The organism is Dietzia maris (assembly GCF_036287335.1).
GTDB classification, from domain to species: domain Bacteria; phylum Actinomycetota; class Actinomycetes; order Mycobacteriales; family Mycobacteriaceae; genus Dietzia; species Dietzia cinnamea.
Window position 1 is genome coordinate 1,642,166 of sequence record NZ_CP143053.1, and the last position, 21,128, is coordinate 1,663,293.

Consider the following 21,128-nt stretch of genomic DNA (forward strand, 5'->3'; position numbering starts at 1 on the left):
CGAGGGGAAAGACCAGACATGACCGGCTCATTGCTGCCCACGCAGTTGGCGGGGACACGCACGCTGTTCGACGACACGGTCGAGGTGCTCGGTGGCCTCCGGGCCGGCTATCCGAAGTTCTACTCGATCGCGGACCTGGGGACGCAGTCGCGGCGCCGGTGGGTGCCGCTCGAGCGGGCCGTTGACAGTGGCCGTGTGGAGCAGATGTTCCGCGACCACTTCACCGAATCCGGAGACATCCGCTTCTCGACGTACCTGGTCGCGGAGGCCTTTACCCACGGTGTCCTCGGTCGCGCGGTCGCCAGCTTCGTCACCATCGGACGCGTCTGGGACACCGGCGCTGAGAACATGGCCGTGCGGACAGACATCGAGGGGGGCCTCGACTGGGCCGGCGTCCGCGACACCACCCTCCGGGTGCTGCCGGACGACCCCGCCGCGGGATCACCCGGCACCGTCGTCCTACCCTGTGAACAGGCGCTCGCACAATGGCTCGCCTGCCGGTCCCGCTCGACCCTGACGGCGGTGTTCGAGGGCCTCGCCGAGGTGAGCAACTGCAGTGTCGACACGCTCTGGTCGATGGCCGGTGAATGTGTCCTGGGGGCCGCGACGATCGTGCCGACGTTCGCCGACACCAGCCCGGAGACCGGATACCGGCGCGGACAGATGGTGCTCCAGGCCCTTCACGATTCCGGATTGGCCGTCCGCCGGCGTAGCCGGCTCCCGCGCACCCCGGGCTCGGGGCCCATCCCCGTGCGCGACCGGGGGTGGCGCTCCGTCCGCTGATCCGGGAGGCGTGAGTGATCCCGCACGAGTACGGCCCGGGTAACGTTCGATCCCGGTGGTCCGGACCGGCCGGGCCGGGGAGAAGAGGTCAGATGTCCGACACGGCTGACAGTGATGTGATCGAGCGGATCCGCGCCCATTCCGGCATCGGCTTCGGTGGCAACATCGGGATCGAGTACGCCGAGGTCACTCCCGACAAGGTGGTCGTGACGGTGGCCGTGGAGCCGCACCTGCACCAGCCGTACGGCATCGTCCACGGCGGCGTCTATTGCGCGATCGTGGAAGAGGTCGCGAGTGTGGCCGGCGCGGTGTGGCTGGGCGGAGAGGGCAAGGTCGTCGGGGTCAACAACTCGACCGACTTCCTCCGCGCCGTCACCGAGGGGACCCTCACGGCGACCGGGACCCCCGTGCACCGGGGCCGCTCCCAACAGCTCTGGCGGGTCGAGATCACCGACGACCAGGGGCGCACGGCCGCGGTGGGTCAGGTGCGACTGGCGAACCTGCAGTAACCGGGGCAGGTCCGGACCGGCTCCGAGACGGCTCTGAGACGGCGACGCGCCCGGCGGCGACCTGCCCGCCGGGCGCGTTCCTCGTCGTCGACCCCGGTTGAACGGCCCTCAGTCGACCGAGGCGGAAGCGGACTGTTCCTCCCGCGACCGATCAGCGGACCGCTGGGCGGCGTCGTCGGCGGCCACCTGCTCGAGGGCCTGGCGCGCGTAGACCCACTGCTTCGTCGAGGTCAGCTGCGAGCGGTGATCGCCGCCCATGTGCATCCCCCACGAGAACATCGTCGTGATGCGGTTCTTGAAACCGATCAGGTAGGCGAGGTGCACGACGAGCCACATGACCCAGGCGATGAAACCCGAGATCTCGATCGGGCCCATCTTCACCACCGCGCTGTAGCGCGACACCGTGGCCATGGAGCCCTTGTCGAAGTACTTGAACGGCTTCCGCTCCGCCGGGGTCCGGCCCTTCTCGACCTCTGCGATGATCTGCTTGGCCGCGTACTTGCCACCCTGGATGGCGACCTGCGCGACACCGGGCAGGTTGTCGAGGCTCATCATGTCGCCCACCACGAAGATCTCCGGGTGGCCCGGCAGTGAGAGGTCCTTGTTGACCAGCACGCGTCCGGCGCGGTCGATCTCGGCGGCCGTCTGGTCGGCGAGCTGCTTGCCCAGGGGGCTGGCCTTGACGCCGGCGGACCAGATCTTGCACGAGGCGTCGATGCGACGCACGGAGCCGTCGGGGTCCTTGACCTCGATGCCCTGGTAGTCGACGTCGGTGACCATCGCGTTGAGCTGGATCTCGACGCCCATCTTCTCCAGGCGGGCGCGCGCGGCGTTGCCGAGGTTGTCGCCGAACGGTGGCAGCACCGCGGGCGCGGCATCGAGGAGGATGACGCGGGCGGAGGCCGGGTCGATGCGGCGGAAGCTGCCCCGGAGGGTGTGCTGGGCGAGCTCGGCCACCTGGCCGGCCATCTCGACACCGGTGGGTCCGGCGCCGACGATGACGAAGGTCAGTAGGCGACGGCGCTCCTCCTCGTCGTCGATCACCTCGGCCTGCTCGAAGCAGCCGAGGATGCGGCTGCGCAACTCCAGCGCGTCGTCGACCGTCTTCATGCCGGGCGCCCACCGCTCGAAGTGGTCGTTACCGAAGTAGGACTGATTGGCGCCCGCGGCGACGATGAGGCTGTCGTACTCGAGATCGAAGTTGATGTGGCCGGCCGAGGCGTGGAGCTTCTTGGCCGCCACGTCGATCGTGTCGACGTCACCGAGGACAACCGTGGCGTTCTTCTGGTCCCGCAGGATGAGGCGGGTCGGCGGGGCGATCTCGCCCACGGAGAGGATGCCGGTGGCCACCTGGTAGAGCAGCGGCTGGAACAGGTGGTGGCCCGTTCTGGCGACCAACGTCACGTCGACGTCGGCCTTGTCGAGCTGTTGGGCGGCGAAGAGACCGCCGAAGCCGGAGCCGACGATGACGACGCGGTGCCGGCGGCCGGCCGGTGCGGTGGCGGTGACCTGGTCGATTGCGGGCTCGGTCATGGCGGCTCCTGATGAGGCTGGTCTGTGGTGAGGGGCTCGTTGGCCTCGTCGGTCTGGGGCCCGCGAATCTACCGCCGGGCACGAGTCCCCAGGATAGTGCGCCGTCCGACACCGTGCACACGGAGAGGCGCGGCGCGCGGGTGCGCGGGCCCCCGTCGAGCCGAGCCGGAGGGTCGCCGCCGCGCCTGAGCGGGGGGACGGCCGGTCGGCGGTAGCGTCCCTGTGACGCGAGCCCCACAAGGAGGGACACCGGTGGTCAGAGTCGAACCCCAGGCCGTCGACATCGAGCGCTGGCCCGCGCTCGCCCCGCCGTCCGGGGTGCCGGGCCAGCCGCCGGTCCTCATCGCCCAGGCCCTGCGGCGCTCGGCGCGCGAGCTCGGCCTGCGGATCGACTACCCCGACGCGTCGGCGGCGGGGGAGTACGACGCCCCGGTTCGGGTGGTCCTACGCGAGCCGGAGCACTTCTGGGCGCGGCTGGCGGTGGGCGGGGTGGTCGGGCTCGGCGAGTCGTTCATGGCCGGGGACTGGACCACGCCCGACCTGTGCGCCGCCATCGCGACGCTGGCCCCGTGGATCGCAGCGAACGCCGACTGCGCCCACCCGGGAGAGCGGGCTTACGGACGTGACGGTCGCGGCCCCGTCGGCGGTGGGCGGCGGCGGGGCGGTCCCGTCACGGTGGAGCTGGAGGATTCCGTGCCCGGCGCACTGACCTCGTTGTACACGGACGAGACGATGTCGACGTCGGGCGCCGTCTTCGCGTCCGGTGCCCGGACCCGGACCCGCCTGGCGGGCGGGACCGACGTGGTCCACCTGGAGGCGCCGTCGCCGGCCCCCCGGCGGGCCGATCTGGGGGACGCCCAGCGTCGGTCGGCCGACACGATGCTGACGTTGGCGGGGGTGGAGGACGGCTCCCACGTGATCGTGGCGACGCCCGGGTGGGGCGAGCTGCCCATGCGCGCCGCGGAGCGCGGGGCTCACGTGCGCACGATGACGGCGTCTACCGAGAGGTTGTCGGCGCTGGGGTCGAGGTTCGCCGCGGCGGGGCTGGACGAGGAGATCTCCCTGTTCCTCGGCGCCCCGTCCGATGCCGCCGGGACGGTCGACGCCGTCGTCGCGGCGGAGCCCGGCACGACCGCCGGCCGCGCCGGGCACGACGAGGTGATCGGCGTGGCGGACCGGCTCCTCGGTGCGGGGGGGCGGCTCGTGATCCACACGACCGTCGCGCCGGGCCGTCCCAACCCCGCCGTGGTGGAGCTCGCGGCGTGGGAGTCGAGGTACGTCTCCGAGGCGGGGCCTCCGGTCGCGTGGTCGGAGCTGGTCGACGCGATCGAGCGGGCGCCGAGGCTGACACTGCGGGGGCGGGTAGAGACGACCGCCCACCACGCGGAGACGGTCCGGCTCTGGTCCGAGACCTTCGCCCAGCGCGGCCGCGACGCCGCCGCCCTGGGCTTCGACGCCGTCTACAGACGGATGTGGGCGTTCCACCTCGCGGTGTTGGAGGCGGGGTTGCGCACGGGATGGACCGAGTCGGTGCAGGTGCTGGCGACCGCGGAGAGCGCGGTGTCGCACCGCGACGGACGGGGTACGACCTAAGGTCATCGGCATGGGAAACCTCCTCACCCCGCTCGCGATCTGGTTCGGTCGGCAGGACGCGACGCGCGAGAACTCCCACCTCGTCGTCACTCTGGACCGGTGGCTGAGCCGGGTCTCGCGTGGTCGTGTCCCGCTGCTCCGGCTGGCCGCGCTGCCCACGCTCACGCTCCACGTGCCCGGGCGCAGGAGCGCGGAGCCGCGCAGCACGCCCCTGCTGTGTGCCTCCTGGGACAACGGCCTCGTGGTCGTGGGCTCCAACTGGGGCGGTCAGACGACTCCGGCCTGGGTCCACAATCTGCGCGCCGCCGGCGAGGGGGAGGTCGAGATCTCGGTCTACGGCGCGCGGCTCGTCGTGGACGTGCGCGAGCTGCCCGACGACGAGCGGGCGTCGGCGTGGGCCGCGGCGGTGCGGGTGTGGCCGAACTACGAGATCTACGCCCGCCGCACCACGCGGACGCTGCCGATCTTCCACTTCACCCCGAGGCTCTAGCGGTTCCCTCGGCGGGTCGGGCGGGTCAGGGCCTGCGGGCCACCATGTTCATCGCGGTCGCGGTGAGGACCGGGTCGCCGTCCTGGTTGACCAGGGTCACGTCGGTCGTCAGCACCCCGCGGTCCGGCTTGGTGCGCGACGGGCGGACACCCGTGGTCTCGCACAGCAGGGTCAGCCGGTCACCGGGGCGCAGGGGCCGCACCCACCGCAGCTCGTCGATCCCCGGGGAGGCGAGGCTCGCCACGCTGGTGAGGTAGTTGTCCGCGAACAGGCGCATCATGAGCGCGGCGGTCTGCCAGCCGCTCGCGATGAGGCCGCCGAACGGGCCGGCGGCCGCGGCGTCCGGGTCGGTGTGGATGCTCTGCGGGTCGTATCGCCGCGCGAACTCCATGATCTCCCCGGCGTCGACCGACTCCTCGCCGAAACGGTACCGGTGACCTTCGGTGTAGTCCTCGAGGTAGCGGTCGTCGATAGGGGTGGTGAACTCGTCGAACGTCTCGTCCTGCATGCTGCCTCCCGCTGTTCTGTGTACGCTCCCCAGTTAATCACCACTCACCGACTGGAGGACGGGGATGGCGTACTTCGAGAGGCTCGATCCGGGGAGTTTCCGGCCCACCGATCATGTGAGCGGCGCCTGGGACGCGTCCACGCAGCACATCGGACCCGCGTTGGGTCTGCTGGTCCACGCCGTGGAGCTCGACCTGGCCGGACGACGCGACGATCCGATGGTCCTCTCCCGCCTGACCTACGAGCTGTTGGGTGTGGTGCCCATGGACGCGGTGGACGTCGAGGTGGAGGTGATCCGACCCGGGCGCACGATCGAACTGGTGGAGGCGACCTATTCACACGGCGACCGCACCGGCATCCGGCTGCGCGCGTGGCTGCAGCAGCCGCGCGACACCGGGGCGATCGCCGGCGACGCCTTCGACCCCCTCCCGCCGCCCGAGGAGATGGAGCCGTGGGATCCCACCTCCGTGTGGGGCGGTGGGTACCTCGCCTCCGCCCGCGTGCAGCGGGAGTCGAGCGGGCCGGGCCGGGCACGGTACTGGGTGCGCACCGACGTCCCTCTGCTCGCGGCGGAGGAGGTCAGCCCGCTCGCGCGGATGACGGCGCTCGTCGATATCGCCAACGGGATGGCGATCCGCGCGGACCCGGCCGTCGTCACCTTCCCCAACATCGACCTCACCGCGCACCTCGTGCGCTCGCCCGCGGGGGAGTGGCTGGGCTTCGACACCCGCGTGACCTTCGGTCCCGGCGGCCTGGGGCTCACCGCGAGCGTGATCCATGACGAGAACGGCCCTGTCGGGACCGTGTCCCAGTCGTTGACAGTACGGCCGTAGAGGGCCGGCGGCCGTCCAACCCGGGCGCCGCTCTACAACTGTCGCAGGTAGCAGCGCATCCCCGATCCGCTATCCGGATCGCGGTCGGTGAACCCGTGGCGTTCGTAGAAGCGCCGTGCGCCCAGGTCGTCGGCGTCGACGTTGATCAGCATCTCCTCGCAGCGTCGCGCGACCACCTCGAACAACGAGCGGGTGATGATCGCGGCCCCGACGCCGCGCCCACGGAGGTTCGGCCGGACGTAGAGCTCCTCGAGCTGCGCGAGTGGGTGGTCCGAGTAGGGCGTCGGGCGCAGCGTGAGCAGCGCGAAGCCGACGTCGGTGGGAGCGTCCGACGAGCCGGGAGAGGCGACGACGGCGAGGACGTCGTCGCGCGCGAGGAGGTCCCCGAACCGCCGGGCGGCCTCGTCGGCGGTGGGGGTCGCGGACTCGAACTCGGTGTTGAACTCGTGCAGCATCCGCCCGAGCGACCCTGCGTCCGCCGGCGTGGCCAGGCGTACACCCGGCTCGGCGATGGCCGAGGCGGTCCGAGGCGGCGCCCCGGTGGGGAGCGGGCCCTCGAAGACGGCCCGGAGGCGCGCCAGATCCTCGGCCACCATCGCGGCGTCCCGCTCGAACTCGTCGTCGTCGACCCCGCGCAGCGTGAACACCACCTCCGCACCCTCGGGGTGCGGCAGGACCCGCAGCGGGTTGTAGGTGACGGTCCCGTCGGACAACGTGACCTCGTGGTCCAGTACGCCCAGCTCGTTGCGGGGCACGAACCGCACGCTCACGCGTCCCATCGGGGAATCCACGACGAGCGTGTCGCCGCGGTCAGGGTCACGACCGCCGCGCGCGCCCGTCAGTCGACGGGTTCGGTGTCGTAACTTCCCTGACCGGGGATGCTGGTGACCGTCGTCAGCAGGAACACGGAGTCGGCGAGCGCGGTGACGGAGTGCCGGTGGTGGGTGAGCGTGTGAAGCTCGCCGGCGGCGATGTCGGTGGTGCCGTCACCGGTCACGCGGACGGCGCCCTGCAGCAGGTACAGGCTCGCGGCCGGGGGAGAGTTGTGCTCCTCGAGCTCGGTGCCCTCGGTGAGGGCGAGGAGCGCCTGACGCAGCGGGCCCTCGTGGACGAGGAGCTCGGCGTGGCGACCGTGCTTGGACTCCTTGGCCTTGTCGAGGATGCGGTCGGCGGTCTCGGTCACATGGTTCATGGTGGAACTCACTGCCTCTCGTGTCGCGGCCTTGCGGGTCACGTGCCCCGAACCCTACGTCAGGACGGCGACGACCGCGCACAGCACGATCGTCGCCGTGACCACAGCGGTGGCCAGCGTGCGGGTGGCGCGGGCGGGGAGCCGGGTGCGGCCGGCCAGGACGACGCCGACGGCGAGGGCCACGCGCGGGGGAGAAACGATGATCGCGAAGGAGCCGCCGACGTTCTGGCCGGCGAGCGCGACGAGCCCGTCGGCGCCGAGGCCGGTGGCGGTCGCGGTGGTGGCCGCGGAGAACATGGCGGCGGCGCCGGTGTTGGTGCCGGTGAGGTAGCCGCCGAGCGCACCCACCGCGGGGGTCAGCGCCACGGCCGCCGCACCGAGTCCGGTGGCGAGCTCGGCGAGATGGGCGGCCGTGCCGGCGGTGGCCATGACGATGCCGATGGCCATGAACACGATCGCGTTGCCGGCCACGGGGACCCACGTCGCCAGCGCTGTCCGGAGCAGGCGCGTGATGCCCGGGCCGGGTGTGGTGTACACACGCAGCGCGACGAGGGCGGCGACGAGGACCCAAAGGGCGGGGGAGGTGAGCCAGCTCGTTCCGGCCGGGGCGCCGGCGAGCGCGAGCGCGGCGGTGGTGCCGAGGATCCCCGCGAGCAGGACGGCGAAGGGGACGAGCGCCCGCACGAGCCCGTCGGTCACCGCGGGCAGCGCGCCGTGCCGCACCCGCGCCACCGCCAGCAGGAGGGCGATGACGGCCGCCGAGGCGATGATGCCCGACGGCGCCACGCCGACCAACGCGTTGGACGCGACGAGGACGGCCCACTGGGTGACCACGACGGCCGCGCCCAGTGCGGCGTGGCGCGCGGGGGGTCGGGTGAGGGCGGGCCACCGTGGGGTGTCCGGCGCCCCGGTGGTCGCGTGGACCCGGCCGGTGACGACGACGAGGACGGTCATCATGCTCACGACGAAGACCGGGAGGCTGAGTAGCGCGGACCAGTATCCGAGCGCGTCGACGTCCTGACCGCCCAGCTCCGCGGCGACGAGGGTGCCGGGGCCGAGTGAGCCCCACGGGACCAGAACCAGTCCGAGCAGCCCCACGACGACCGCCTTCACCGGCGACAGGCCCATCCGCACCAGCAGCGGCGCGGTGATGACCACGCCCAGCCCGAAACCGGTGACCGACTCCATGAACGGCGTGAGGCCGAACACCAGCAGCAGGATCGCGGGCACCCGGTCACCGCCCGAGCCGATCCGCTCCAGCCACCTGGCGATGTGGTCCCTGCTCCCGGTGGCCGACAGGGCCGTGGCCAACAGGACGCCGCCGAGGAGGATCAGTGCGACCTCGAGCACCGTCGGCCCCAGCTGGACGGCCGCGGTGGCGACCTCGTCGTCGTCGGGCCGGAAGACGGTGACCGCCCCCACCAGGGCGGCGACCAGCCCCGCGGTTCCCGCCACCAGCGAGGGGACCCGGAGAGCCAACAGGGCCAGGACCACGACGACCGGGGCGACGGCGACGCCGGTCGACACGAGCTCGCTCATCGCTCTCAACCTACCCGCGCGGGTGGCCGGGGTCGCCGGGCCCCGCGGTGGACCGGTTGCGGGCCGATCCGCCCGCGCGCACCCTACGCGGTAGGGAGGACACCACATGCGATCTCTGTCAGAGCAGAACCTCGATGACCTGGGCGGCCGGTGGAGCGTCCTCGCCCGGCAGAAGCTCGACCACATGGAGCTCGACCGGCTCCTCAGGGAAGTGGAGCGGACGGACGGCGCGGAGCAGAAGCTGGCCCTGATCAAGACCTATCGGCTCGTGTTCCCCCACGCCTTCGCCGAGGAATCCGTGTTGTGGCCCGTGATGCGGGCGGAGCTGCCCGACGGGCACGAGCTGACGCTGCGCGTGGAGCAGGAACACCAGGAGGTCAACGAGCTGGTCACCCTGCTGGAGAACCTCGGTGACGCCCACCCGGAGCGCGACGAGGTGCTGCGTCGCCTCATCACCGTGCTGCGCGACGACGTCCGGGACGAGGAGGACGAGCTGCTGCCGCGGCTGCAGGAGAAGCTGAGCCCAGCCCGGCTCCGGGCCCTCGGCGTGGCGTGGGAGGCGGTCCGGCGCACCGCGCCCACCCGTCCCCACCCGGTGGTCGCACGCCGGCCCCCGGGCAACGTCGCGGCGGCGCTCCCGCTGACCGTGACCGACCGCCTGCGCGACGGGCTCGAGACGGCGGCCCTCCGCGGGCCGGACGCCGTCGGCCCCGCGATGACCGCCGCCAGCGGGGTGCTGGCGCGCGCCGCCGGCGCGATCGAACACCTGCCGATCATGCGGCGCGGCGAGGATCCCAGCACGTCGAGAGGAGAATGAATGCACGCCACCGAGGTCGCCGACCGCGTCCACCGCCTGGCCCACGCCCACGTCAACTGCTATGTCATCGACGACGACGACGGAGTGACCCTCGTCGACGCCGGCCTGCCGAGTATGTGGGACCTGATGACCGACACCCTCCGCCGCCTGGGACGCGGCCCCGGCGACGTCCGGGCGCTGGTGCTCACCCACGGTCACTTCGACCACGTGGGATTCGCCCGCCGCGCTCGCGTCGAACTGGATATCCCCGTCCTGGTGCATCCGGCGGACGGTCACCTGGCCGCGCACCCCTACAGCTACAAGCCACAGCGCAACCGCCTGCTGTACCCGCTTCTGCACCCCCGGTCGCTCCCGGTGCTCGGGCGTATGGCCGCCGCGGGCGCGCTCAGTGTCAGGGGGATCGAGGACACCGACGAGTTGGCGGTGGGCAGCGCGCTGGACGTCCCGGGCCGGCCGGTGCCGTTGTTCGCGCCGGGCCACACCGGCGGCCACTGCATCCTGCACCTGCCGGACCGGGACACGGTGATCAGCGGCGACGCGCTGGTCACCCTCGACCCGTACACCGGCGCCACCGGACCGCAGATAGTGGCGTCCGCGGCCACGGCCGACACCGCGCGGGCGATGGAGTCGCTGCAGCCCGTGGCCGACACCGGAGCCTCGACCGTCCTGACCGGCCACGGCGAGCCCTGGACCGACGGGGCCGACTCCGCGGTGGCGCACGCCCGCAGGGTCGGGGAGCACTGATCACCGCACGCAGATCGGGAGGACTCACATGCGAGCCACCACGTACCGCGGACCGTACAAGGTCCGAGTGGAGAACAAGCCGATCCCCGCGATCGAGCACCCCAACGACGCGATCATCAAGGTCTCGCTCGCCGCCATCTGCGGCTCCGACCTGCACCTGTACCACGGCATGATGCCCGACACCCGCGTCGGTCACACCTTCGGTCACGAGTTCGTGGGCACGGTTCACGAGGTCGGTCCGTCCGTACAGAACCTCCGGCCCGGGGACCGCGTGATGGTGCCGTTCAACATCTTCTGCGGCTCCTGCTATTACTGCGCCCGCGGGCTGTACTCGAACTGTCACAACGTCAACGCCGGCGCGACCGCCGCCGGGGCGATCTACGGCTACTCCCACACCTGCGGCGGTTACGACGGGGGACAGGCCGAGTTCGTCCGCGTGCCGTTCGCGGACGTGGGCCCCTCGATCATTCCCGAGTGGATGGACGAGGAGGACGCGCTCCTGCTCACCGACGCCGTGGCCACCGGGTATTTCGGCGCGCAGCTCGGCAGCATCGTCGAGGGCGACACGGTGATCGTGTTCGGGGCCGGGGCAGTGGGGTTGTTCGCCGCCCAGTCGGCCTGGCTGATGGGCGCGGGCCGGGTGATCGTGGTCGATCACCTCGAGTACCGCCTGGAGAAGGCGCGGACCCTCGCCCACGCGGAGACGTACAACTTCACCGAGTACCGCGACATCGTGGTGGAGATGAAGCGCACCACCGACCACCTCGGTGCGGACGTGGCGATCGACGCCGTGGGCGCCGAGGCCGACGGGCACGTCATCCAGCACGTGACCTCGGCGAAGTTCAAGCTCCAGGGCGGCTCGCCGATCGCGCTCAACTGGGCGATCGACTCCGTGCGCAAGGGCGGGACCATCTCGGTGATGGGTGCCTACGGCCCGGTGCAGACCTCGATCAAGTTCGGCGACGCGCTGAACAAGGGCCTGACGATCCGGGGCAACCAGTGCCCGGTGAAGCGGCAGTGGCCCAGGCTCTTCGAGCACGTCCGAAACGGGTATCTCACGCCCAGCGAGATCATCACCCATCGCATCCCGCTCGAGCACATCGCGGAGGGGTACCACATCTTCTCCGGCAAGCTCGACGGCTGCATCAAGCCGATCGTGCTGCCCGGTGCCAGCTGAATCGGATGCCAGGTAGATCGAACGCCGGCTGAACCGAACGCCGCAGAGACCACAGGAGGCCGACATGCCGTACGCCGCCGACGATCGACCCCCGCACAGGTCGAGCGAGGAGCTGCGCGCCCGGATCCCCGGGTGGGGGGCGGACCTGGACCCCGCCGACCGCCCCTCGTACCCCAAACTGCGCCGGGACCTGGAGACCGGCGCGCACTGGGACTTCCCCGAGCGTCAGCCCGAGCACACTCCCCGGGAGCGCTCGATCGAGCATCGCCATCTGACCCCGGTGTTCGGGACGGCCCAGCCGCTGCACGGGGTGTCCGGGATGATCCGGCGCAGGGCCTACCGGTACGGGGAGGACAAGACGTACCGGTGGCTGATGCTGCTCGGCGCCGACCGGGTGGACGCGGTGGGGAGCCACGTCCGGTCGCTCGTCACGCTGCGGCCCGACAACCCCGTCACCGAGACCGGGGTGGTCACCGAGTTCACTGCGGGCGGGCTCTCCTCACGGGTGGGGAAGAAGCGCTACGACGTGCGGCACCACTGGATCGACCCGATCCTGGTCGGCGGACCGTGGGTGCTCGCGGCGGGCGCGGCGGCGGGCGGGATCGCCGCGCTCCGCGCGCTGAAGGACTGAGGGGGCGCCGCCGCTAGGAGCGTGGGTCAGTAACACGCCAGTTCAGGTCCGCTGATGGGGCGGGTTCGGCGGGATAATTGTCGTCATGGGCGAGGAAGGGTTGTTCGCCGCCGAGGAGTTCCGCGTCGAGCGGGCTGACCGGCAGGGCGAGGTCGAGCCGGTGGGCGCAGGCAAGACATTTCGGGCGTTCGACCCGGGCCAGGGGTTGTTGCTGCCGCCGTCGCTGGATGACTGGCTTCCGGCCGATCATCTGGCACGGTTCGTGGCGGATCTGGTCGATGAGCACCTGGATTTATCGCGGATCTACGTCTCCTACCAGGAGGGGCGCGGGGCCCCGCCGTACGATCCGCGGTTGATGGTGCGGTTGCTGATCTTCGGCTACACCACGGGGGTGCGCTCCTCCCGCGGGATCGAGAAGGCCTGCACCGACATCGTCGCTTTCCGGTGGTTGGCGGCCGGGGCGGCCCCGGACTACCGCGCGATCGCCAGGTTTCGCAAGAGGCACCTGGCCGCGCTGGGCAACCTGTTCTTGCAGGCGTTGGCGTTGTGCCAGGCCGCCGGGATGGTCACGCTTGGACAGGTCGCGCTGGATGGGACGAAGCTGCGGGCGAACGCCTCCAAACGCAAGGCCATGTCGTACGCGCGGCTGACGGACAGGGAGAAGGTACTGGCCCAGGAGGTCTCCGATCTGCTGGCCGCCGCCGAGGCCATCGACAAGGCCGAGGACGCCAAGTTCGGCAAGAACCGGCGCGGGGACGAGCTGCCCGATGAGCTGGCCCGCCGAGAGTCTCGCCTGGTCAAGCTGCGCCAGGCCAAAGCTGCTCTGGAAGCCGACGCCGCCGCCGATGCGGCGGAGAAGGCTGAGGCTAAGGCCCGCGGTAAGGGCGAAGACGAAGACACCGTCGCGCAGAAGGCCGCTGAGGCCGCCGAGCGCGCCACGCCCAGGCCGAAGGCCCAGCGCAACTTCACCGACCCGGAGTCGAAGATCATGCTCACCGGGGACGGGTCGTTCGCTCAGTGCTACAACGGCCAGGCCGTGGTCGATGCCGCCCATCAGATCATCGTGGCGGCCGAGGTCAACGACTGTGCCGCCGACGTCGGCAACCTCATCCCCATGACCGAGCAGGCCATCAGCAACACGGGGCAGGCCCCGAAGCAGATGCTCGCCGATGCCGGGTACTGCTCAGCCGCGAACCTCGCCGCCTCCGCCGAGGTCACCGGCGAGCAGGGCACCGAGTTCTTCATCGCCACCGGACGACAGCGCAGCGGGGAACCGGCGCCGATCGCCCCCCGGGGACCGATCCCGGCCAGCGCCACGGACAAGCAGCGCATGGCCCGCAAGCTCGCCACGAAGAAAGGCCGAGCGGTCTACGCCCGGCGCAAAGCGATCGTCGAACCGGTCTTCGGACAGATGAGCACCCTGCAGAACGGCAAGCAACTCCTGATTCGCGGTCTGGACGCCGCCCGCGGTGAATGGCTACTGCTCGCTGCCTGCCACAACCTGCGAAAGCTCCACGGTCATATCGGCGCCACCGGGCTCGGCGGCCTCCAGATCGCCTGAACTGGCAGGCCCGGGCGACCTACAGGCTGACCCGCGGACTGAACGCCATCACCGCGGCTTCGCAAACCGAATACCTGGCCGCCAGTGACGCCGGCCCGAGCGCAACGCTCTCACGCACTCCGCCGTACTCTCGGCGCGCTTCGAGCCATTACTGACCCATGCTCCTAGTGGCTGTGGCGACCCCGTCGTGACACCAGCGTCGGGCGGAGCGCCCGCTCGGCGATGAGCCCGGTGGCGGCGGAGAACACCGCCTTGTGCAGCACGTCGACCGCCAACTCCCGGCGTGGCCAGGTGGCCGGGGGAGCGCCGACCCCGGTGGCGTTCTCGAGGGTCTGGTCCACGCCGAGGCGGATGATGGTGTGCCACGCGGTGGCGTGGGCGCCGCGGATGCCGGTGGCCGCCCAGATGCCGCGGAGCGCGCCGAGCGAGGCCGCCGTGCCGTAGTGCATCGCGTGGTTCCAGGCGGTGGGCTTGGCGTCGTCTCCCGGCGAGCGACCCACGAGGGTCAGGAGCGTCCGGGCGGGCACAAAAGAGTTCGGGCGGCCGGTGATCGCCTGCTCTGCCTTCTCGCCGGCCGTCATCACGCCGGCTCCGGCGAGTCCGGCGAGGGCGCCCGTTCCGGCGGCGCGTAGGAGGGTGCGGGTCCTGGTCTCTGACTGCATGCGGTGCCTCCCGGTGGTGAGGTGGGGTGGTGGCGCCACCGTAAACCGGGGCGAACGGGGCGTCCACCACACGCCGACCGGGGAGATCCGCGTCATGACGAACCACCTTGCTCAGAAGCGCTCTTTCCCGGGGCGCCCGCCGGCGATCGGACGACCGACGCTGTGATCCGGGCTGCGGTCGGAGTGGACATGGGTTGCGCCAATGGTGGCCGCTGCGCGCTGCCACTCATTAGGCTGAGGCTGGTGAGTGGCAGACTCCCGGACCAGCCGATTCGCGTGCCGGCGAGCCGCCAGCGCTGGGAGCACCTCACCTTCCTCCACTGGCGTTACGACGCGGAGACGGTGCAGGCGTTGATCCCGCCGAGTCTGCGGGGTGCAGGGCTGGGACGGCTCGACCTGGGTGGGGATCACGCCGTTCCGCATGGTCGACGTACGGTTACCGGTACTTCCGCCCCCGCCAGCATGGCGTGACTTCCCCGAGCTGAACGTCCGCGCCTATGTGCGGGCACCGGATGGGCGGGACGGGATCTGGTTCCTGGGCATGGCGGTGCCCCGCGTGTCGTTCCTCGCGCCTATGCGCGCTGCGGGGCTGCCGTACGAGCGGTCGCGCTCGGAGGTCTCGATCGTCGATTCCCGGTGGTCCTACCGCTTCGACCCGCCGCGTCGGATGCGGCGGCTCGGCGCCGACCCCTTCGCGGCGGTGGTGGACGTGGGGGACGAGCTCTCCGAGCACAGGCGAACGCCGTTGGTGGACAGCATCACCGGTAGGTGGTCCGGCTTCCACCGGCGCGGCGGCATCTTGTTGCGGACGCCGATCGCGCACGAGCCGTGGCCGCTCCTCTCGGCGACCGCCGACGGTGACCTCACCCCACCGCTGCGGTGGTCGGGCCTACCCGAGCCGGCGGAACCGTCGCTGGTGCATGCCGCCCCGGTGGTCCACACCTCGCTCGGACCGCCGCGCCCTGTGCGCCGAGTTCGGTCGGACGGTTGGTGACATCCCAAGGCGGGCACTGGAAGACGGCTCTCAGTGACGACCCGCACGGATCGCCGGCGCGTACGTTGGATGGGGACCGATGTCCACCGTGGAAAGGCATGCTCCATGTCAGATGACACCAGATCGCCCGAGCAGATCGTCGCGGACCTGATCGAGAAGTCGCCGATCTGCATGATCACCACCGTCGGCCCCGACGGTCGCCTGCTGAGCCGCCCGATGACCCGCCAGAATTCCGACTTCGACGGCACGCTGCGGTTGCTCGCTCCCAGAGACGGCGACCTCGTGTCGGAGATCGCGACCAACGCGCAGGTCAACGTCTCGGTGCAGTCGTCGGACGGGTTCGTCTCGGTGGCGGGGCGAGCGGTCGTGGACGACGACCGGAACGCGGTGGCCGAGAACTGGAGCCCTGCGGTCGACGCGTGGTTCCCCGACGGTCCGGAGCAGGCCACCTCGATCCTCGTGCACGCCGACTCGGCCGAGTACTGGGACTCGAGTGGTTCGAGCATCGCCCATATCGCCTCGTTCGTCCGTGCGGCGGTGTCCCGTGACGACCGGACTCCCGACATGGGCGACAGCGGCACCGTCGAACTATAGAGCCGGCCCGCGACCACTCTCTCCGCCCGGTGCCCCGGACCTCCTGGGAGGGGAGTGACGCTCACCCCTGCGCCGGTGTCCCGCCGTCCGGATCGCGACGTACGACGAGTCGCGGCCTCAACCGGTCTGGAGCAGGGGAGACGCCCTCTCGGAGGCCGGCGATGATGTCGTGGGCGTAGGCGACCAGCCCCGTCGCATCGACCCCGTGCGGTGCCGGCCCGTCACCGTGCGCGAGGCGCTCGGCCGCGCGCTCGAGTAACGCCATGGCTCCCTTGGCGTTGCCGCGCTGGATGTGGGTGATACCGACCGCCAACTGGGCGAGACCCTGCCACAGGAGTCTCTCATCGGTGGGACCGCTCTTCCACGCGCCCTCCAGGACCTCGTGGGCGTGGAACGCGCGGCCCCGGTCCAGCAGGTCCTGCGCCCACGCCAGGGACTCGGCGGGCGGTAGGTCGAGGTCCTCGGGAATGCGCTCGACCCCCACGCTGCCCGGCGGCAGCGGGCGACCGAGCTCGTCGCGTGGGCGGGCGTTGCGCGCGCGACCTTCCTCATCGCGGTCACGATCCGAACGGGGAGGGGTGGACATGGCGCCATGGTCTCACCCGGTGCCGCACGAGTGCCACCACGCGGCGGCCCGGAACCGGGACAATGGAGGTATGCCAGTCACTCTCGCCCCGAATGTGCTGTCCTGGGCGTCGGCGATCGACGAGACGACAGTCGACCAGGCGGTGGCCCTCGCGCGGCTGCCGATCATCCACCCACACATCGCACTCATGCCGGACGCGCACGCCGGCAAGGGGTCCGCCGTCGGCACGGTCATCCCGACCGTCGAGGCGGTCATCCCGGCCGCGGTCGGAGTCGACATCGGATGCGGGATGGTGGCCGCGCGTACCCGGTACACGGAGTCCGACCTCGAGCGCATCAATCTGAGCACGTTGCGCGACAGGCTCGAGCGCGCGATTCCGCTGTCGCCGGGCAACTACAACAAGGCCGTCCGTCACGACCACACGCGGGAGCGGGTCCGGGAGCTCGAGATGCTCGCCGACTCCGGCGGCGTCGACCTGTCCCACTCGCCGAAGTGGCGCGAGCAGCTCGGAAGCCTCGGCGGGGGGAACCACTTCATCGAGCTGTGTCTCGACGACTCCGGAGTGGTGTGGTGCTTCCTGCACTCCGGGAGCCGAGGAGTGGGCAACAAGATCGCCCAGAAACACATCAGGATCGCCCAGGAGCAGTGCGCGGAGCGGGGCATCCGGCTCGAGGATCGAGACCATGCGTACCTGGAGCAGGGCACCGCCGAGTTCTCGCAGTACCTCGCGGAACTGCGGTGGGCGCAGCGTTTCGCGCGGCTCAACCGTGACGAGATGATGGATCGCTTCCTCGCGGAGTTGGCGCGCATCTTCCGCGACGACGACGCCGGCGAATCGGAACGCGTGAACTGCCACCACAATTACACCGAGAAGATCGGACTTGACGGTAGGGAAGTGTGGCTCACCCGCAAGGGCGCCATCGACGCGAGCGAGGGCCGCGTGGGATGCATCCCGGGATCGATGGGCACCCGCTCGTACATCGTCCGAGGCAAGGGGAACGCAGACGGGTTGTTCTCCGCGCCGCACGGCGCCGGTCGTCGGATGTCGCGCACACAGGCCAAGAAGCGGTTCACAGCAGCCGACCTGGACGCGGCGATGCAGGGAATCGTCTACCGGCCCGGCGATGCGTGGGTAGACGAGATCCCCGCCGCCTACAAGGACATCGACCGGGTGATGGAGGATGCCGACGACCTCGTCGAGATCGTGCACACCCTGCGGCAGGTGATGAACCTCAAGGGGACCTAGAGGGAATCCCGGGGAGCGCCTTGATGGGAAAGAGCGTTATCCGATTCCTCGGGAATCAAGGGCTGCGGAACCGCCGTCGGGCAGGGCAGACCGTAGTTCGCAGCGCGTCGGCCGGTGTCGAGTAGCTATTTGCCGGGGGCGGGCGAGCGCCACGCGGTTGTTTCGACGCTCACCTTGCAGTCGTATCGGAGACGGCGTCTATTCCAGGCATTTACGCTGTTGCTATGGCTGCCTCGCACTCGCCCCCTATTGGTGATCGTGGGGCCCGGATAGCCTCGCGCGCTATCCGAGTGGTCTGCGTGTTCGCTGCGGTCATTGTGGTGGTCGTCATCGTGGCGCTGAGCCTGCTTGCCGTCGACTGGTTGCCATTCGTCGAATACAACGTGACGAACGGCGAGCGCATAATCGGTGTCGTGTTTTCCGGTTGGGCCCTGGCAATTGCGGGTCTGGCGTGGTTGGTCGTGCTGTTGTTGGCATGGCGCAAGCGGCACCTGCGTACTCGGTGGCTCTTCGTTCCTCCCGCCCTCGTCGTGGCCGCCGGTGTGAGCGGAATGCTGGCGATCGCAGTGGCAAAGCCGTCGGACGGGTTCAGTTCTTCGCGCTCGGAGATGGAGAAGGTTGTTGTCGAGGTGCGTTCCCATCCGCCGGGGTGGTCGGAGCTATACGGCTTCGATACTCCTCGGGAAGTCGGCCATGTGGAGGTGTGGAAGTTGAGCCACCGGGACGACGGGGTGGTCGTGATCAGCGATGCCGACTACGTGTTTGGATTCCAAATGTGTGGCTGGGCCCACTCGCCGCAGGGCCAGCCCACGTTTGATCCCGGAGTAAAAGAGTTGGAGGTCAATCACCTGGATGGGCCCTGGTACGCGTACCGCTACGTGCTGTAGTTCCGGTAATGCCGGGGCGTTAGGGCTGTTGATGTCGCTGTTTCAGGGTGATGTAGTCGGACATGGGCGTTCTGGAGCGTGCTGCGTGCTGGGCAATGATGCCGGGGCTGTAGCCGAGTAGGTCGATCAGGCTGCGGGCGTCGAGTTCTTGATTTAGCCTGCGTTCCGCAGAATTGGTCGCGGCTAGATGCACGGATAGGCATGCTGGCCTGCGGTGATGCGGGTGTGCGCTGGTGTAGCGCGTGTATCTAGCGTCGTGCGGGGGTGCTGGTCAGGCGGCGGGGGTCAATCCGGTCAGTCGTGTGGGCGCAGCCAGTCCGGTGGCGGTGAACAGGGCGTTTTGTTCGGCGGTGGGGCGGGTGAGGTGTTCGGCGGTGCCGTCGGGGCCGGTGAGGGTGACCTGGTGTAGGCGTTGGGTGTGGCGGCGGATGTGGGCCCAGGTGTGGCCGGTGCGGTTCTCGGCCAGGCGGATCATCAGCAGGGCGAGCCAGCAGAGCTTGACGTGGGAGCGGATGCGGTCCTCGCGGCGGTGGTACACCGGCCGCAGGTCCAGGGTCGATTTCATGTCCCGCCAGCCGCGTTCGACCTCAAGGAGCTGCTTGTAGCACAGGGCGATGTCCTCGGCACTCAGGTGCGGATCCGAGGTGCGCAGCAGGTACTTGCCATCGAGGTTGGCTTCCCGTTCGATGGCCTTGTTGTCGATACGCAGCAACCCACCTGGCGTGGTGCGCAGGTAGCGGTTCAGCCCGGGCATGGTGGAGATCCGCCCTTTGAGTTCAGCCCTCTTGGTCTCGGTGCGCTTGTCGGTGCCGGCGATCATCTTGGAGAGCTTGGTGACGAGTTCGTCGCGGGTGTGGGCATCCCGCTGGGCCTGGGCGGGGTTGAAGCAGACCACGAACCGGTCCGTGGCCCCGGTCGTGGCGGCGATGTTGACCTCTTTGACGTGCAGATTCTGGCGCACCTGCCGGTACTTTCCCGGACGAGACAGGGCCGCCCGGGCCTCGGGGGAGTTGCCGCGCAGCTTCTCGCCGAGGATGTAGCCGTCTCCACCTGCCATGAGTTCATGCCGGTTGGTCTTGGAGGTGAAGCCGCGGTCGGCGGCGTAGATGATCCGTGACAGGGACCAGTCCCGCAGCTCCGAGCGCACCTGCCGGATCAGCGCTGAGTCGGCGGTGTTGCCGGGCCAGCACCACACCCGGATCGGGATGCCGGTGCGGGTCACGGCCATCCCGATCACGATCTGCGGCAGATCATCGCGATGGTCCTTGGACTTGCCGTGCGTGCGAAACCCCACCCCGCCGGAGTCGTCGGCATTGGCGCCGGTGTTATCGGGGTCAACCGGGTGGCCGGCCTCATCACGCAGTACCGCTTCGTCGGGATCGGTTTCGAAGTAGGTGGAGGTGGTGTCGAAGAACAGCAGGTCCACCTCGAGGTTCAGCAGGTCTGCGACCTGGTCGAACACCGCCTTGTCGAACCCGGTGCCGGCGTCGTGGAGCCAGTCCATCGCCCGGTAACAGGAGTCCTCATCGACCTCGCCCGCGGCGTCGGCCAGTCCGGGGATGGCCACATCATGGTTGGCCCAGTCTGCGGCGGCGAGCTTGGAAGAGGGCGCCAGTGCCCGCGAGGCCACCAGGGCGAACACCGTGCGCTCCAACGCCTGAAGGTCACGCTTGCGGCCCCGCCCCGACTGGGCCGCAGAGGTGATCACCGCATCCAGGCCGAGCTGGCGCCAGAGCCCATCCAACAACAGGGCGCCCCCTGCGGGACGGGAGGCGGTCGGCTCCAAACCCGGCCCGCCCGCCTGGTCCGGGTCTTCCTCGCCGAGGTAGCGGCGCACCGAGGACACCAGGCGGCGGAGTCCGGCCTCGTCGACCTGCTCGGCGCGGCCGAACGAGTGCAGCACCTTGGCCACCGAGCGGGCCTTGACCGGGTCCCACTCGTTGTGCGCCAACTGCACATACGACACCTCGCCCGTGCGGGTGCGCCGCTTCGCCGTCCGAATGTACACACCTAGACCCTAACGCATACAGGCCAGTGCACAACAGTCGAAAAACGAAAAGCGTGTATCTAGGAAATCGTGCCCGTATGACTAGCCCAGAATACGTCCGGGCAGGTCACAGAGTTACGGGCACCCCGAAATCACGCCAGAACCGCCGAATTCTGCGGAACGCCGGTTTAGGTCCCGGAGGGTGGCGTTGCGGGCCCGAAGAGCGTCGATTCCGAGGACTTTGAGGCGTGCGGATAGTGTTC

22 protein-coding genes are annotated in these 21,128 nt (G+C 70.2%); 14 read left to right on the forward strand and 8 right to left on the reverse strand.

Features of this window, described 5'->3' with window-relative positions; translation table 11 throughout:
• Nucleotides 1–18: 18 nt before the first annotated feature.
• Nucleotides 19–783 (forward strand): hypothetical protein, encoded by a 765-nt coding sequence (locus tag VYL96_RS07515; protein WP_070720339.1) that lies wholly within the window; start codon nt 19–21, stop codon nt 781–783.
• Between the two features lie 92 nt (nt 784–875).
• Nucleotides 876–1,292, forward strand: coding sequence for a PaaI family thioesterase (locus VYL96_RS07520; RefSeq protein ID WP_131886321.1), 417 nt, complete (start codon nt 876–878; stop codon nt 1,290–1,292).
• Nucleotides 1,293–1,400: 108 nt separating this feature from the next.
• On the opposite strand, the gene VYL96_RS07525 is transcribed toward VYL96_RS07520, so the two are convergent.
• Entirely contained in the window at nt 1,401–2,825 is a 1,425-nt protein-coding gene (locus VYL96_RS07525; RefSeq protein WP_131886322.1) for an NAD(P)/FAD-dependent oxidoreductase, read from the reverse strand.
• A 252-nt stretch (nt 2,826–3,077) separates the two neighbouring features.
• Here VYL96_RS07525 and VYL96_RS07530 point away from each other — a divergent pair, with 252 nt between their 5' ends.
• Nucleotides 3,078–4,418, forward strand: a complete 1,341-nt coding sequence (locus VYL96_RS07530) for a class I SAM-dependent methyltransferase (RefSeq protein ID WP_131886323.1) — start codon at nt 3,078–3,080, stop codon at nt 4,416–4,418.
• A gap of 10 nt (nt 4,419–4,428) precedes the next feature.
• Entirely contained in the window at nt 4,429–4,908 is a 480-nt protein-coding gene (locus VYL96_RS07535; protein ID WP_131886324.1) for a nitroreductase family deazaflavin-dependent oxidoreductase, read from the forward strand.
• A gap of 25 nt (nt 4,909–4,933) precedes the next feature.
• Here the strand turns inward: VYL96_RS07535 and VYL96_RS07540 are convergent, their stop codons facing one another.
• On the reverse strand, nt 4,934–5,416 hold the full coding sequence (locus VYL96_RS07540; RefSeq protein ID WP_131886325.1) for a MaoC family dehydratase: 483 nt from the start codon (nt 5,414–5,416) through the stop codon (nt 4,934–4,936).
• A 64-nt stretch (nt 5,417–5,480) separates the two neighbouring features.
• Here VYL96_RS07540 and VYL96_RS07545 point away from each other — a divergent pair, with 64 nt between their 5' ends.
• Nucleotides 5,481–6,248 carry a thioesterase family protein gene (locus VYL96_RS07545; protein WP_131886326.1) on the forward strand — a complete coding sequence of 256 codons (768 nt, stop codon included), beginning with the start codon at nt 5,481–5,483 and terminating at the stop codon, nt 6,246–6,248.
• 32 nt (nt 6,249–6,280) lie between these two features.
• Here the strand turns inward: VYL96_RS07545 and VYL96_RS17280 are convergent, their stop codons facing one another.
• From VYL96_RS17280 to VYL96_RS07565, 3 genes are read right to left on the reverse strand one after another with little or no spacing between them, the layout of a single operon-like run.
• The gene (locus VYL96_RS17280; protein ID WP_407935075.1) at nt 6,281–7,027 is read right to left on the reverse strand and encodes a GNAT family N-acetyltransferase; all 747 of its coding nucleotides are present in this window, start codon (nt 7,025–7,027) and stop codon (nt 6,281–6,283) included.
• 59 nt (nt 7,028–7,086) lie between these two features.
• Complete coding sequence (locus tag VYL96_RS07560; protein ID WP_061229553.1) at nt 7,087–7,440, reverse strand: cupin domain-containing protein; 354 nt, start codon at nt 7,438–7,440, stop codon at nt 7,087–7,089.
• A 54-nt stretch (nt 7,441–7,494) separates the two neighbouring features.
• Nucleotides 7,495–8,979: an L-lactate permease gene (locus VYL96_RS07565; protein ID WP_131886327.1), complete on the reverse strand. Its 1,485-nt coding sequence runs from the start codon at nt 8,977–8,979 to the stop codon at nt 7,495–7,497.
• Between the two features lie 106 nt (nt 8,980–9,085).
• Here VYL96_RS07565 and VYL96_RS07570 point away from each other — a divergent pair, with 106 nt between their 5' ends.
• The 5 genes from VYL96_RS07570 to VYL96_RS07590 all read left to right on the forward strand — a co-directional run bounded on the left by VYL96_RS07570 (nt 9,086) and on the right by VYL96_RS07590 (nt 13,909).
• Nucleotides 9,086–9,796 (forward strand): hemerythrin domain-containing protein, encoded by a 711-nt coding sequence (locus tag VYL96_RS07570; protein ID WP_131886328.1) that lies wholly within the window; start codon nt 9,086–9,088, stop codon nt 9,794–9,796.
• On the forward strand, nt 9,797–10,540 hold the full coding sequence (locus VYL96_RS07575) for an MBL fold metallo-hydrolase (protein ID WP_131886329.1): 744 nt from the start codon (nt 9,797–9,799) through the stop codon (nt 10,538–10,540).
• Nucleotides 10,541–10,568: 28 nt separating this feature from the next.
• Entirely contained in the window at nt 10,569–11,717 is a 1,149-nt protein-coding gene (locus tag VYL96_RS07580) for a zinc-dependent alcohol dehydrogenase (RefSeq protein ID WP_131886330.1), read from the forward strand.
• Nucleotides 11,718–11,781: 64 nt separating this feature from the next.
• Nucleotides 11,782–12,348 carry a hypothetical protein gene (locus tag VYL96_RS07585; protein WP_131886331.1) on the forward strand — a complete coding sequence of 189 codons (567 nt, stop codon included), beginning with the start codon at nt 11,782–11,784 and terminating at the stop codon, nt 12,346–12,348.
• A gap of 85 nt (nt 12,349–12,433) precedes the next feature.
• On the forward strand, nt 12,434–13,909 hold the full coding sequence (locus VYL96_RS07590) for an IS1182 family transposase (RefSeq protein ID WP_329438638.1): 1,476 nt from the start codon (nt 12,434–12,436) through the stop codon (nt 13,907–13,909).
• A 164-nt stretch (nt 13,910–14,073) separates the two neighbouring features.
• Here VYL96_RS07590 and VYL96_RS07595 read toward each other — a convergent pair whose 3' ends face one another.
• Nucleotides 14,074–14,571: a hypothetical protein gene (locus VYL96_RS07595; protein WP_131886677.1), complete on the reverse strand. Its 498-nt coding sequence runs from the start codon at nt 14,569–14,571 to the stop codon at nt 14,074–14,076.
• A gap of 373 nt (nt 14,572–14,944) precedes the next feature.
• Here VYL96_RS07595 and VYL96_RS07600 point away from each other — a divergent pair, with 373 nt between their 5' ends.
• Nucleotides 14,945–15,565: a DUF2071 domain-containing protein gene (locus VYL96_RS07600; RefSeq protein ID WP_279432752.1), complete on the forward strand. Its 621-nt coding sequence runs from the start codon at nt 14,945–14,947 to the stop codon at nt 15,563–15,565.
• 105 nt (nt 15,566–15,670) lie between these two features.
• Entirely contained in the window at nt 15,671–16,159 is a 489-nt protein-coding gene (locus VYL96_RS07605; protein WP_007632272.1) for a pyridoxamine 5'-phosphate oxidase family protein, read from the forward strand.
• A 61-nt stretch (nt 16,160–16,220) separates the two neighbouring features.
• On the opposite strand, the gene VYL96_RS07610 is transcribed toward VYL96_RS07605, so the two are convergent.
• Complete coding sequence (locus VYL96_RS07610; RefSeq protein WP_007632270.1) at nt 16,221–16,745, reverse strand: DUF309 domain-containing protein; 525 nt, start codon at nt 16,743–16,745, stop codon at nt 16,221–16,223.
• Between the two features lie 70 nt (nt 16,746–16,815).
• Here VYL96_RS07610 and VYL96_RS07615 point away from each other — a divergent pair, with 70 nt between their 5' ends.
• Nucleotides 16,816–17,991 (forward strand): RtcB family protein, encoded by a 1,176-nt coding sequence (locus tag VYL96_RS07615; RefSeq protein ID WP_131886681.1) that lies wholly within the window; start codon nt 16,816–16,818, stop codon nt 17,989–17,991.
• Nucleotides 17,992–18,290: 299 nt separating this feature from the next.
• On the forward strand, nt 18,291–18,878 hold the full coding sequence (locus tag VYL96_RS07620) for a hypothetical protein (RefSeq protein ID WP_131886682.1): 588 nt from the start codon (nt 18,291–18,293) through the stop codon (nt 18,876–18,878).
• A gap of 271 nt (nt 18,879–19,149) precedes the next feature.
• Here the strand turns inward: VYL96_RS07620 and VYL96_RS07625 are convergent, their stop codons facing one another.
• Nucleotides 19,150–20,886, reverse strand: a complete 1,737-nt coding sequence (locus tag VYL96_RS07625) for an IS1634 family transposase (RefSeq protein ID WP_207913617.1) — start codon at nt 20,884–20,886, stop codon at nt 19,150–19,152.
• Nucleotides 20,887–21,128: the final 242 nt, after the last annotated feature.